Raw genomic sequence first — 13,477 nt, 5'->3', positions numbered from 1 at the left:
AGCGGGTTAACCCAATTTGCTTGAAGCTTCGGCTGCCCTCCCCGTCAAATCGGATTGCCGCTTGCCGCTCGCCACAATATCCGGATTGCCTTACCGGCGGACTTTCGCATCCCAGCTCGTCAAAATAACTCCGTCTATATTATTTCCTGAAAGCTCGTATTGGTCAGGCAGGGGAACCTGAATATCCTGCCCCTCGATTACCGGGTAAAAAGAAACGGAATACGTCTGCCCATCAATCGCCCCCGTAATCTGCCGTTGTTCCTTCAAATAGTCCAAATACTGCTCCAGCACAAAGCTGTGCTCTTGCATAATTACACTGTGCGGCAGCCCGACATAACGGAAGTGCCACGGCTCATACAAGACGCCAGTAATATCTGTCTTATCTTCGGGATATCGCAGAACAAATCCGTATTTCCAGGCATTCTGCTCCAGCCATTTGCCTTCTGGCGCATCCTTCATCATGCCGACCGTCGACCCGATATCCAGCGATAAGCCAAGATTATGCTCGCTATGCCCCGCCGGATTTGCATAATCCGCTCCCATCTTCTCATACAATTCCCGCTGCTGTTCGTTGTCGCGGTAACCGCTAGTAATCAGGAAATGAGTGACGCCATCGTTTTTTGCTGATTCCACGATCACCGAAAACTTTTGCACCAGATCAAGCGGCAATTGGACGCTGTTGTCCAAAATCCCGAAGCCCTTCACCAAATCTTTGCGCTGAAATAAACTCACGATTTCCGGCAATACGCCATCCTCTGAGACCGGATACTGCCGGTTAATAAGCAGCAGACTCCCCTTACGCACCTCGTCAGATGAAATAGTCAGCTTGGCTTGCTCTTCGGGCTGATCCTGCTGACCTTGCTGATCTTGCCCCTCTTGACCATCATTCCGACTATCCTGCTCATGACGCGGATCATGATGCACATCCGCCCATTTATCTTCCACAGCCGCTGGCCGCTGCTGATATTCAAACACACCGTACCCGATTAACACCAGGACAGCTATTCCTGCTATAAGCTTCTTCACAAGCCGTCCCTCCTTCCCTTTTTTACTAAAGATACGAGGCGCTCATTAAAAAGAAAGAAAGGAAACATTAAGTTTTTTTTAATTCCCCTGTGAACCTCAATGGATGCGGCTTTATTTCCATGCTGTGAATTATACGATCACCGATTGCCGCGCGCAAATTGACATGGGATCGATATCAAAAAGCCAAGCCTTTTCCAGATGCGGAGGCTTGGCTTTTTGACCATTGACTTTTATTGCTGCTTAGGAAATTTTCACCAGGCTGTAATTTTTCTTTCCTTTACGGATGATGATGAAACGTCCGCCGATTGCGTGATCAGCCGATACTTCCAGATCCAGTTCGGTCACCTTATCGCCGTTCATGGAGATAGCGCCCTTCGTAATATCCTCACGGGCCTGGCGTTTGGACGGTTCGATGCCAAGCTCAACCAGCCAGTCAACGATATTTTTCGGCTCTCTGGATGCTTCGAATGTCGGCATTTCCTTAAATCCCTGCTCGATCTCGTCAGCAGTCAAAGATTTAATATCTCCACTGAACAGAGCAGCTGTAATGCGCTTCGCCTGTTCCAGCAACTCTTCGCTATGCACGAAGCGGGTCATTTCCTCCGCCAGCGCTTTTTGCGCTTCACGCTTGTGCGGCTCGGTTTCCACCTTCTGAGCCAACTCGTCGATCTGCTCCTTGGACAGAAAGGTGAAGTACTTCAAGTATTTCACAACGTCACGGTCATCGGTGTTCGCCCAGAACTGGTAGAACTCGTATGGCGTCGTTTTCTCTGGGTCGAGCCAGATCGCTCCCCCTGCCGTCTTGCCAAATTTGGTGCCATCGGCTTTGAGCATCAGCGGGATTGTCAGGCCGAATGCTTTGGCCTCGGAGCCCTCCTTGCGGCGAATCAGGTCCAGACCGCTCGTAATGTTGCCCCACTGATCGGAGCCGCCAATTTGCAGCTGAACATCCTCATGCTGGTACAAATGATGGAAGTCCAGAGACTGCAAAATCTGGTACGAGAATTCAGTGTAAGAAATTCCGCTATCCAGCCTGCTTGCCACAACATCCTTGGCCAGCATGGAATTGATGCTGAAGTTTTTGCCGTAATCGCGCAAGAAGTCGATGACGTTAATCTTGTGTGTCCAGTCGTAATTGTTCACCAGGCGAATCTGGTTGTCGCCTTCAGTTACGAACAGCTTCTTCATTTGGACAATCAGCGCCTCAACGTTGGCCTGGACCTGCTCCAGGGTTTGCAGCGAGCGCTCGGACTGGCGGCCGCTTGGATCACCGATTGTTCCGGTTGCACCGCCGATCAGAATGACCGGACGATGTCCGGCAAGCTGGAACCGCTTCAGCACCATGAATGGAATGAGGTGGCCGATGTGCATGCTGTCGCCAGTCGGGTCTACGCCACAGTAGAGGGACACCGGCTTTTCATTTGCTAAATCCCGGAGCCCTTCGGCATCCGTCTGCTGATTAATGGCGTCACGCCATTCAAGTTCGTCGATAATGTTCACTTGTCATGACTCTCCTTTATTTTCACTTGTTATTGCGGAAGCCTGAACACAAAAAATCGCCCCTGGTCTATATAGACACAGGGACGATTGGATAACCGTGTTACCACCCAGCTTGCATCCTAACGGCGGTTCCTGCCCGCACGCTACGACGCCACTCTTGGCGATGTATCGTTCACCATTACGCCCGGCATTACCCGGGATACTCGAGAGTGTAATTCGCATGCTTGGTGTGTACCGGGTTTCATCACCCCCCGGCTTTCTGCAACAGGGACCAGGCTCGCTACTGGGCTCTTTCAACGCATAAATGCTTATCAAGTTATAGACAGTATAGGAAAATCCAATTCGAATGTCAACTCACAAAAAGAACTGTTTTTTAATCATTTCAGCCACTTGGGCTGCAGTCAGACTCGTGTTGTTAATTCGGATATAATTCTCCCTCGTTATTTCATTTTCGAATGAATTTAATCGATATTCGTCCATCGATGATTTTAAGTCATGTTCAGATTGCTTGAGATTTCTTTTTGTTGGCTTATGCTCAAGTCTGTGGGGCGTATGATTCCGAACCAGTCTGGTGTCCAGATCTGCTTCCAGTTCGATAAAATATACGTCCCCGCCCTTGGACTCGAAGATTTGACAAATTTTATTGACGAAGTCCCAATCAGATTGGATATTAAACGCCCATACATAAGTAAAAATCATGCCATACATTTCACTGCTGGATGAAACTTCCAGTATTTCCGTACGAAATAAATTGGACAATCGCCATGATTCCGGACTGAAACCAAAGTACGGATGAAGCATTTCAATTGTGACATGATTATGAAACAGCTTTAGCTCCGTTATGTTTTCCAATTCATGCCCTACCGTCATTTTACCAACCGCCTGCGGCCCGAAGATCAGAACAAATTTCATCTGCTCAATCCCCCCATTTGATCCTATTTTAGCTATATTAATATAATTCCTTATTTTGGAAAAGAGCAAACAGCCGAATAACTATTAAAAGTAATCTGCCGCACAGCAATTCCGGACATAATCTCGCCTGCTGCAGAAATGCATGGACTTGGTAAAAGGTGCTATACTATAGACATTCAAGATTGCTATCAACATCCATTCAAGGGAGGAAGAGCATCATGAACAATGAAAAGCTTGAACGAATCCGCACGGGAAAAGGATTTATCGCCGCCCTGGACCAGAGCGGCGGAAGCACACCTAAAGCCTTGCAGCAATACGGGATTTCAGAAGACCATTACTCCACTGAAGAAGATATGTACAAGCTCGTTCATGAGATGAGAACCCGGATTATTAAAAGTCCTGCGTTTGATTCCCGCTCGATTCTGGGAGCCATTTTGTTCGAGAATACGATGGACCGTACCATTGACGGGCAGTTTACAGCCGATTATCTGTGGGAGAAAAAAGGCATTGCAACCTTTCTGAAAGTGGATCAAGGACTTGCCGAGCAAGAAGACGGTGTACAGCTTTTAAAGCCGATTCCGGGCCTGGATGACTTGCTGAAGCGAGCGGTTGAACGCCATGTCTTCGGCACGAAGATGCGTTCGGTAATTAAAGAAGCGAATCCGGCGGGCATCAAGAAGGTCGTGGAGCAGCAGTTTGCCATTGGCAAACAGATTGCAGCAGCAGGACTTGTTCCGATTATTGAACCGGAAGTTGATATTAATAGCAAGGATAAAGTGGCGTCCGAGAACCTTTTGAAGGATGAAATTTTGGCGCAGCTGTCAGCCTTGGATCAGGATGTGAACATTATACTGAAGCTTGCCATACCAACCGAGGATAATTTCTACCAGGATTTACTGGGTCATCCGCATGTAATCCGAGTTGTAGCTTTATCCGGTGGATATCCGCAGACGGAAGCTAATGAAAGACTAGCCCGCAATCACGGACTAATTGCCAGCTTCTCTCGTGCCCTAGCCGAAGGGTTGAGCGCAGATCAGACCGATGAGACATTCAATGCTGCCCTTTCCCAATCCATTCAAGACATTTATGAAGCGTCCATCACATAAAAAGATTTTCAGGAAAGCATTATTGTTTGTATAACACAGAAAGGCCCTGGTTTTGTTTTCAAGCAAACCCAGGGTCTTTTTTTTGAAATTCCAAGAACTTTCCTTTATTAATGGCTTCTAGTTCCCAATCTATATCAGTTGAACTAATGTAACGTAGGGTAGCCGGAGTGTGAAGGATTCTGGAGAAGCGAAGCGCTCGCCTTTGTTCCCTGATTTCCACTTCCATTACGATTCATTCAAGAAATCCGGGAACAACAGCGATCGGAAGAACCTTTCACACGGAGGCAGGCCCTTGCTCAACTTTCATTCGTTAAACTTATATATCTCCGTCCAATGCATTCCGAATATCATAATCGCTGATCTCAATATCCAGTTCCATGCCGAGCGCCAGCTTTGCAAGCTGATATCCGATAAAAGGACCCGTCGTCAAACCGGATGCGCCAAGACCGTTGGCAGCCAGAAGGCCTGTCCACCCTGGAATTGCGCCGATCACGGGCAGAAAACCCGGTGTAAACGGCCGGAAACCGACCCTCACTTCCTGAAAAGTACCATCTGCTAACGCAGGAGCGAAGCGTAATCCTTTATCCAGCACTTCCCGAATCCCGCCCGCTGTTGCTCGGGTATCATACCCCTCAACGTCATTTTCATGGGTCGCCCCGATCACAATCTTCTGCTGCTCGAATGCGATCATATATTGATCCGATGGCGGCATGACGACAGGCCACCTCCCTGTATCCTCACTGCCGGGAGCCTGCAAGTGAATAATTTGTGCTTTCTGATAGGAAACCTGAAAATGAATGCCCACATGCTCCAGCAGTTGCTTTGCCCATGCCCCGGCACACACAATGACCTCATCTGCCGGGATGTTTGCTGTGCCAACAATCGCACCTTTTACACGATTTCCCTCATATGCAATCCTTGCTTCTCCCTGAATGAGGACAGCGCCGTGTCGTTGGGCGGACCGGATCAGCGCATCCCGCAGCGCACGGCCGTCCACGCGAGCGGCACCGCTAATATGAACAGCTTCATAACCCTCTGCCAACAAAGGAAAACGCCGATGTGTCTCCTGCTGATCAAGCCGGGTAATTTCACCGATCTCAGGGGCATCGGGATAACGCAACTGTGCCCTCTTCTCCATATTTTCAATTTTGCCCGCATCCTCATGAATATGAAGCGCGCCAACTCTGGCATAGCCTGTATCTGTCTCTCCCTCGCTTTGAAGCTCTGCTATCAACTCCGGGTAAAAGCGGGCGCCCGCTTTGGCAAGCCGGTACCAGGACTGGTTCCGCCGCTGGGACAGCCAGGGACAGAGGATGCCCGCAGCGGCATCTGTAGCCTGACCTTGATCTTTGCGATCAATAATAGTGACCTGTGCTCCCATTTTTGCTAGCTGATAAGCTGTCGAAGCCCCCAGAATACCTGCTCCAATTACAATTACTTTCTTCATGTACTGCTTCCTTCCTGCTGACCTCGTTAAAACTTCCTACTGACATTTTAGCTTCTTTGCAGCGGAAGCGAAACCGTCTGATCCGATTTCTCCAGCAGCCATGCCGCAAAGCCTTGCGGTTTGCTATAGCTTAAGTACAGCCAATACATCGCACGGGTCATTGCGATATAAAAACGGGAAACTTCCTGTTCGACGTTTTCTTCCAGTGAAAAAGGCATACTCTCGACATTAACAATAAATACTGCTTTAAAATCCAGTCCCTTGGAGCTATCGACAGTAGATATTTTCACGGTAGCCTGATCCCTGTCATAGGAGCGTTTGGTAGCGTTGCTTTCAGCAAACCAGTTGAATGGAATGCCATGTTTATTCAACTCTTTTTTGAGCTGATCAATATAGGAATACGAATAACGGTTCTTGACCCGGTACAGAATCGCGATATCCGAAAAAGCCACCTTGTGCTCACGGTGCAATTTAAGGATGTTTTCCGCTACCCAGGCCGCTTCTTCGTCAAAGCTTTTACAAGCTTGAATGACTGGATCAGGCCCTTTGCGCTTGGTACTTTGAGGCGGAATAATTTCCACGCCTTCTACTGTTGTCCCTTCTTTGACCCGATCGCGCAAGCTGGAATACGTACGATAAAAATCCCAGGCAAAATTCACAATTTGCGCTGTATTGCGGTAATTAATGCTTAAAATTTTGGAGCGTCCGCGAAAATCAAGCCCTGTGCTTGCAGCAAGGCTAGTTTTCCGTTTGAAAATGTTTTGCGCCTTATCTTCGACCAACAACAAGGATTGGGTATCCGGATTTAGCACTTTGCTTAACAACTCCAGCCAAGCTGGCTCAAAGTCCTGACCTTCATCAATCAGAATGGCGTCGTACTTCGGCAAGATTGCTTCTTTTTGGTCAATCTTTTGCAGTAAATTGTCAATTGCATCATCTTTAATTCGCATCGTATGCCAGAGCCATTCATGAAACGTAGATGTCTCAATATGATGCTTTTTAAGCTTCCCGGCATCCTCCTGCTCACTATTGATTTGCACAAAATCAAACAGGTCCTCAGGCTCCTCCATCATGTTGTCAATCATGCTCCGCAGCACACACGATAAAGATATTCCATAACAAAGAACAAGTATTTTCCAGTGGGGGTGATCCTTGGCGAGCATGCGGGCACGGGCAGAAAGAATCAGTGTTTTACCGCTCCCTGCTACACCGCGGATGAGCCGATTTTTATCGCCAAGCTGACGGGCCAGCGACTCCTGATGCAGGTCCATCGCTTGTAAATTATGTAAGGATAAGAGCAGTTGATCATTGTAATAGACAGGTTCCTTGAACTCTGCGCTGATGCGCACTTCCGGGAATAAATGATAGCGAATCGCCTTAATATCCGCATCGGAAAGAAGCTGTTCGCTGCGGAAAGGAACCGTAAACATGCCAAGCAGCCGTTCAATCAACGCATCACCGGAAACATCATCGTCTTCTGCATCAATATCATCACGCGTCAACATAAACTGAGGCTCGATAACCCGATGAAGCTCATGCTTGACGATATGCATTTCCTTCAGCCGGGTGAACACAACACCATAACCGAAGCGGAATTTGAGATGACCGTGAAAAGCGCCTGTTTGCAGCAGGTTTTTGTCTTTTTTCAGCTTGTCTGCAATACGAAAAGCATTGTCCCGCGCTTGATGCAGCGGATTTTTGACTGTATTCAACTCTCCCTGTGTATTGTAAATACGCCATTCATTGGGGAACAGCTCATACAGTGTACTTTCCGTATAATCCTTGATCTCAAGTACGAGCATACCCAAGTCAGGCCCGATTACGACGTAATCCGGCTTGCGGCCGCCGATTTCCGGTTCGTAGTAGACAATGTAATCGTCGGGTAAATGATCTTTTAACGTATGAAAAAATAACCGCTCTCCTGCAGTGCATTTTTTAGGAAGGGTCTCAGGAATCATATATGCCATAAATAAATTCACACTCCGTGAACCACGGTTCCATCGCATCCGATCCGGTGCTTCCGGAATCCGGGGAAATATTGAGTGAGGCGCACAATGTATAAAGTCTCAGGTCTTAAGATCTATGCCTCACTTTCTACATTGTACTATTTACAGGGAAATATAGGAATATGGGGTTGAGAAAATGGAACGTTTTTTCATCAAAATAGGACCTAAATCGACAAATTTGATCAAAAAAACGGCATTTCTGCCGTTTGGGTGAGGATTATGCAAGGCTCTTCATTTTTCCTGAGACAATGGAACAATCCTGCAAGTTCCTTCGCTCAGGTCAACAATTTTCCAGCCATAAGACAAAACGGACTCCAGTTGTTTGCGCTCAGATTCTTGAAGTGAAGCCGTCACGCCTGAATTGCCCTCTTCCCGAGAAATTTCGGCTGGCTTGCCCAGTGCTACCCGAATCCAGGAGTTGATACCGCCCACCGTATTGTACTTGATTTGATAACCTTCCAGAATTGCGCGTTCTACAAGCCGCGAATCCTGTGCAGCCAATTGTGCAAGCACCTGGTAATCAAAGTGGAAATCCGATTCATCCTGCGGGAGCTCACCCGTCTTAATCTTGGACAGCATTTCTTCATTGGACAGGCCTGTTGCCCGAAGTCCCTCCAGCAGCAGCGCATCCCATTGGGACAAGCGAACCTTTTCTTGTACGGTCATCTGTATACTCCCTCTCCCTGTTAATCTTTTTATATTAAATACCAAACATCTTGCGATTTCAACTATTTGTTTGCGGTATGTGCTGATTTTCAGGTTGAAAAAAATCAGGATGAACCAGCTTTTCCAGCCTGTTTCATCCTGATTCCTGCGATGTGCGGAAGCTGCCAGAGACGGTTACGGCTCGACCGCTTTATCCGGCAAAGGATTACCCGCTTCGATCAGCCGCTTGTTGCGGACAAAAAATACCGTCAAAACAAGGGTAAACAGCCCGGTCCCGACAAGCAGCCATTCGATCTCGACCACATCCGCCAGAGGTCCGAAAATGAGCATCCCCATCGGCATCATAGACGTCGAAATCATCCCGAAGACGCCGAAAATGCGGCCCATAAAGTTCGGGTCTACCTTCTCCTGCAGCAACACGGTCGTCGGCGTATTAAACAGAGGCATTGCAACCCCGAACACCGCCATGATGAGCAAGTAAATCCAGAAAACAGACGCAAGTCCGAGAGCCAGCGTACACACGCCCATAACGAGACTGGCGAGCGCCATCGTATACACTCTGTTTTTAAGTCCGCCCCACGAAGCGATAATCGCCCCGCCTGCCATCATTCCGACGGAAAAAGCGATTTCGATTGCCGTCAGCCGCCAGTAGTCCTCTCCGAAGCTTCGCGTCACTTGAAGCGGCGTCAAGAAGGCCGCCGGCGCCATCAGCACGAAGAGAAAAGCGAAAAAAATAAAGAACGACTTTAAAAAGGCATGTTGATTAATATAGGCCAGGCCCTGTTTGAAATCAGCCAGATAGCCTGTTGTTTGCGTATCCGCCGCTTTCTTGTGCAACGGAATTTTGAGAAAGATAAACAAGACGGATATGGCGATGGCAGCTGTTACGACGTCAATAAAAAATATGATTTCAATCGTTGCCACCGTAAGCAGTGTCGCGCTGATGATTGGCGCAACAAACATCATAAGCGCCTGCAAGCTCCCGTTAATGCCGTTCACTCTGGTCAGTTTATCCTCAGGGACGATCTGCGGCAAGATTGCTCCCACCGCGGGCGTTTGAACACCCGCCCCAAGCGCGCGTACGGCCGAGATGGCAAAGAGCAGCCATACCTCATCGTAGCCGAGCAAGAAGGTAACAGCCAAAAACAGCGTGACCAGTGCGATCATGCCATCAGCAATCATGATGAGCATTTTTCGGTTGAAGCGATCCGCCCAGACGCCTGCAAACGGCGATAACAGAAACGTCGGGATGAACCCGCATATAATGTACAGCATCATCATCATGCCCGATTGTGTGGAAATGGTAATATGCCACATAATGGAATACTGAACCAGGGAGGAACCGAACAGCGACAGCGTCTGACTGCTTAAAAAGAGAATAATATTTTTTTTCCAATGCTTGTTCTTATAATCTGCGATTTGTGTTTCAGACATCTTATTTAATCCTTTCCACTTCAACATCTACTATTCAAACGAAAAGCAACATACTGTTGCTCATGTCTGAAAAGCCCTTTATTGCAAGCAGAATTATTATACCAAACAAAGTACGTGCCTGCGAGCCAGACCGGAGTGGAATTATTAATTGACATTAAAATTGCTTCAGTGTTATATTGTGCATATACAACATGCACAATATAAGGAGGGATTGGCTAATGCTCGCGCTGGATGTCAGGAATATAAGCAAAAATTATGCCCACTTTCAATTGAAAGATGTTTCTTTTCAACTGGAGAAGGGCTATATTATGGGGTTTATCGGGGCCAACGGCGCCGGAAAAACGACCGCCATCAAAACCATCTTGAATTTAATACATCTGGATAGCGGCGAGATCTATATTCTCGGCAAGGAGCTGCTCAAACACGAGGTCGAATTAAAACAAGAGATTGGCTCTGCATTTGGAGACATCGATTTCTATTCTCGCTGCAAAATCAAAGCCTTAACGAATGTCATCAAAAAATTTTACCGCAATTGGGACGATGAAGCCTATTACAATTATCTAAAAAGATTCAATTTGAATGAAAACAAAAAAATTGCAGAATTATCTACCGGAATGAAAGTAAAGTACAGATTGGCCATCGCGTTATCCCACGGCGCCAAACTCCTTATTCTTGATGAGCCGACAAGCGGACTTGATCCGGTGGCGAGAGACAATCTGTTGAATATCTTTCAGGAGCTTGTACAGGATGGTGACGTTAGCATTCTCTTTTCAACCCATATTACATCGGATTTGGAAAAATGCGCAGATTATATTACTTATATTCATAACGGACAAATCGTTAATAGTGCTGAAAAAGAAGAATTTATTGACAACTATCGCCTGCTAAACGGAAAAGAGAGCCAATTTCCTTTGATCCAACACCAGTTAATTGCCTATAAAAAGAATTCCTTTGGCTTTACAGGCTTGATCCATACGAGAGATTTTGATTCCTCTTTACAAATAAAAGCAAGCGTCCCCAGTCTTGAAGAAATTATGATCTATTTCGCAAAGAAGGAGGATTTACATGGTTAATTTAGTGATGAAAGAACTGAAGCTAGGCGTGAGTCCCTTCTTTTACGTCCTGCCTTTCCTGACAGGCGCCTTGATGCTCATTCCCGGATGGCTATATTTTCTTGTCACCCTCTACTTTTGTTTTATTACGATACCTAATATGTTTGCGGGGTATAAAACACAGAATGACTTGATATTTACCAGCATGATGCCTGTAACCAAGAGAGACATTGTAAAGGCAAGAATATCCGTGATTGTCATTCTGGAGTTAATGCATATCGTCGTGGCCATGCTATACGGCATCATTAGCCTTCGCTTATATCCGAATTTAATTTACTATTTCTTCAAACCATCCTGGGGCTTTTGGGGACTAAGCTTTATTATGCTTGCGCTGTTTAACCTCGTTTTTATTTCCATGTATTACAAAACGGCGTATAAATATGGCGCTGCGACAGTAATAGCCATTACAGTTGCCATGCTGTTTGCAGGCGGAGCGGAATGGCTCGGCATACAAAATTCGGTCGTGTTTGATATTTTTAAAGGAGCGGAGTCCGGTAATCTGGCCCTTCACCTTCCTATCCTGATCATTGGCATTGCGATATTTGCACTATTGACGATAATCGCTTATTATATTGCCATTAAACGGTTTCAGAAAGTGGAATTATAATATGAACATCGCGATTTCAAATACATCGGACACACCGATTTATCAGCAGCTCTTTGAGCAAATCAGCGCACAAATTCTTAAAGGCGAACTGGAAGATGGCTATTGTTTGCCCCCGATACGGCAAGCGGCAACCGAGCTTCGCGTCAGTATTATTACTGTCAAAAAAGCCTGGGAAGAACTTGAACGGCATGGCTTGATTTATACGGTAACCGGCAAAGGATGTTTTGTAGCCGCCCTCTCCAAAGACGAAATGCTGCAAAAACGCAACGAAATGATTTTGAAGCAGATGGTTCTTGATACTTCCTATTACAAATCTTTTGGCCTTACTCTGGAGGAAGCCTTTGAGCTGCTAAAGCGTGTTTATTGAGATGTTGGCATGGTGATGTTAAACAATGGCTAAGTTTCCTTTAAAAAATTTGGCTCAACCTAAAAATTAGTGGTTGACATAGGATTGTCAACAGTAAATTAGACAATTTTTTTAAGGGCTGCTTGGCGATACTGAACAGGCGTCATGTATCCCAATGATCCGTGAATCCGATGCTTGTTAAACCAGTTGACGTAGTCGTAGAGTTCCAACTCCAGGTGATCAAGGCTTTGGAAGGTCATTTGATTGATGAACTCCGTTTTCATGACTTTGTAAGTGGCTTCAGCCACGGCGTTGTCATAAGGACAACCTTTCCTGCTTAGCAATCGGCTGATTTCAAAGGTTTCCAGGAGCTCGTCCATTTTTTTTAGTTTTTAAACTCACTGCCGCGGTCCGTATGGAACCACTGGATTTGGCTCAAATCTCCTTGCACCATAGCAAAGGCGCGTGAGACCAGAGAAGCGTCCTTATTTGGACCGGCACTGTGACCGATGATCTCTCGATTAAACAGATCGATGAGCACACAAACGTAATGCCACTGGTGTTGGACCTTCACATACGTCAGATCGCTTACGACGAAGCGTTTGGCTTCGCTCTGCTCAAACTCACGATCCAACACATTCGTCGTTGTCGCCTCATTACAGGCCGTTTTATGGGGCTTATACTGAGCGATGGTATAGGTGGAGACCAGACCCTGCTCTTGCATGATTCGGCCAATACGACGTCTGGAGACAATGAGCTCTTGGTCCTGGAGTTTGGTTTTAATCTTTCGTGTACCATAGGCTTTTCGATTCTTGTTGAAGATCTCCACAATCGCTTCCGTTAACTCATCTTCTTTCCGTAACTCTTTCGCTTCGTAATAAAACGTACTTCTTGCGATTTGCAGGACGTCGCACATTGCGGATACCGAGTATGTATCACGGTTGTTCTGGATGATAGCTACTTTCGTCCCATGATCAGCGAGGCTTGCTTTAAAATGTCATTCTCCATTTTCAGACGCTGGTTCTCTTTTCGTAAAGCCATAAGTTCCTCTTCTTCTGGCGAACGATTGTCCTTCTCCTTGAAGGAACCCGTTGTCTGAGCTTGGTTGATCCAGCGGTCTAAAGCAGAAGCTGTGAGGTCATATTCCTCCACAATGGCTGCCCTGGACTTCCCGTTTTCATAGAGCTGCACCATCTGTCTTTTAAATTCTGAGGTAAAGCTACGTCGTTCTTGTTTTGGCATTGTAGAGATCCGCTCCTTAACATGATAGGTCTATTCTACAAGCCCTCATTTTTATTGTCCAACTTAGTGTAGC

Annotated in this window: 11 protein-coding genes and 1 pseudogene; 4 read left to right on the top strand and 8 right to left on the bottom strand. The window is 46.6% G+C overall.

Going from position 1 to position 13,477, the window contains the following annotated elements; translation table 11 throughout:
- Positions 1–90: 90 nt before the first annotated feature.
- The 3 genes from JFN88_RS00135 to JFN88_RS00125 form a co-directional block, all read right to left on the bottom strand.
- Complete coding sequence (locus JFN88_RS00135) at positions 91–1,026, bottom strand: M15 family metallopeptidase (protein WP_199017258.1); 936 nt, start codon at positions 1,024–1,026, stop codon at positions 91–93.
- A 240-nt stretch (positions 1,027–1,266) separates the two neighbouring features.
- Complete coding sequence (gene tyrS / locus JFN88_RS00130) at positions 1,267–2,526, bottom strand: tyrosine--tRNA ligase (RefSeq protein WP_199017257.1); 1,260 nt, start codon at positions 2,524–2,526, stop codon at positions 1,267–1,269.
- A 354-nt stretch (positions 2,527–2,880) separates the two neighbouring features.
- Positions 2,881–3,438, bottom strand: coding sequence for a DEAD/DEAH box helicase family protein (locus JFN88_RS00125; RefSeq protein ID WP_199017256.1), 558 nt, complete (start codon positions 3,436–3,438; stop codon positions 2,881–2,883).
- Positions 3,439–3,656: 218 nt separating this feature from the next.
- On the opposite strand from JFN88_RS00125, the gene JFN88_RS00120 reads away from it, so the two are divergent.
- Positions 3,657–4,544: a fructose bisphosphate aldolase gene (locus JFN88_RS00120; protein WP_199017255.1), complete on the top strand. Its 888-nt coding sequence runs from the start codon at positions 3,657–3,659 to the stop codon at positions 4,542–4,544.
- 316 nt (positions 4,545–4,860) lie between these two features.
- Here JFN88_RS00120 and JFN88_RS00115 read toward each other — a convergent pair whose 3' ends face one another.
- The 4 genes from JFN88_RS00115 to JFN88_RS00100 form a co-directional block, all read right to left on the bottom strand.
- Positions 4,861–5,991 carry an NAD(P)/FAD-dependent oxidoreductase gene (locus JFN88_RS00115; RefSeq protein ID WP_199017254.1) on the bottom strand — a complete coding sequence of 377 codons (1,131 nt, stop codon included), beginning with the start codon at positions 5,989–5,991 and terminating at the stop codon, positions 4,861–4,863.
- Positions 5,992–6,038: 47 nt separating this feature from the next.
- On the bottom strand, positions 6,039–7,958 hold the full coding sequence (locus JFN88_RS00110; RefSeq protein ID WP_199017253.1) for a 3'-5' exonuclease: 1,920 nt from the start codon (positions 7,956–7,958) through the stop codon (positions 6,039–6,041).
- Positions 7,959–8,228: 270 nt separating this feature from the next.
- Positions 8,229–8,663: a hypothetical protein gene (locus JFN88_RS00105; protein WP_199017252.1), complete on the bottom strand. Its 435-nt coding sequence runs from the start codon at positions 8,661–8,663 to the stop codon at positions 8,229–8,231.
- Between the two features lie 174 nt (positions 8,664–8,837).
- Complete coding sequence (locus JFN88_RS00100) at positions 8,838–10,097, bottom strand: MFS transporter (protein ID WP_199017251.1); 1,260 nt, start codon at positions 10,095–10,097, stop codon at positions 8,838–8,840.
- Between the two features lie 218 nt (positions 10,098–10,315).
- Between JFN88_RS00100 and JFN88_RS00095 the strand changes: the two genes are divergently transcribed.
- From JFN88_RS00095 to JFN88_RS00085, 3 genes are read left to right on the top strand one after another with little or no spacing between them, the layout of a single operon-like run.
- Positions 10,316–11,170, top strand: a complete 855-nt coding sequence (locus JFN88_RS00095) for an ABC transporter ATP-binding protein (RefSeq protein ID WP_199017250.1) — start codon at positions 10,316–10,318, stop codon at positions 11,168–11,170.
- Positions 11,163–11,816: an ABC-2 transporter permease gene (locus JFN88_RS00090; protein ID WP_199017249.1), complete on the top strand. Its 654-nt coding sequence runs from the start codon at positions 11,163–11,165 to the stop codon at positions 11,814–11,816. Before JFN88_RS00095 ends, JFN88_RS00090 begins: the two co-directional genes overlap by 8 nt.
- Before the next feature lies 1 nt (position 11,817).
- Positions 11,818–12,183: a GntR family transcriptional regulator gene (locus JFN88_RS00085; protein WP_199017248.1), complete on the top strand. Its 366-nt coding sequence runs from the start codon at positions 11,818–11,820 to the stop codon at positions 12,181–12,183.
- Positions 12,184–12,281: 98 nt separating this feature from the next.
- On the opposite strand, the pseudogene JFN88_RS00080 reads toward JFN88_RS00085, so the two are convergent.
- Positions 12,282–13,404: pseudogene (locus JFN88_RS00080) on the bottom strand (IS3 family transposase).
- Between the last annotated feature and the right edge of the window lie 73 nt (positions 13,405–13,477).

The organism is Paenibacillus roseus, assembly GCF_016424485.1.
Lineage (GTDB): Bacteria > Bacillota > Bacilli > Paenibacillales > Paenibacillaceae > Paenibacillus_D > Paenibacillus_D roseus.
This window is presented reverse-complemented; position numbering and strand designations above follow the sequence as displayed.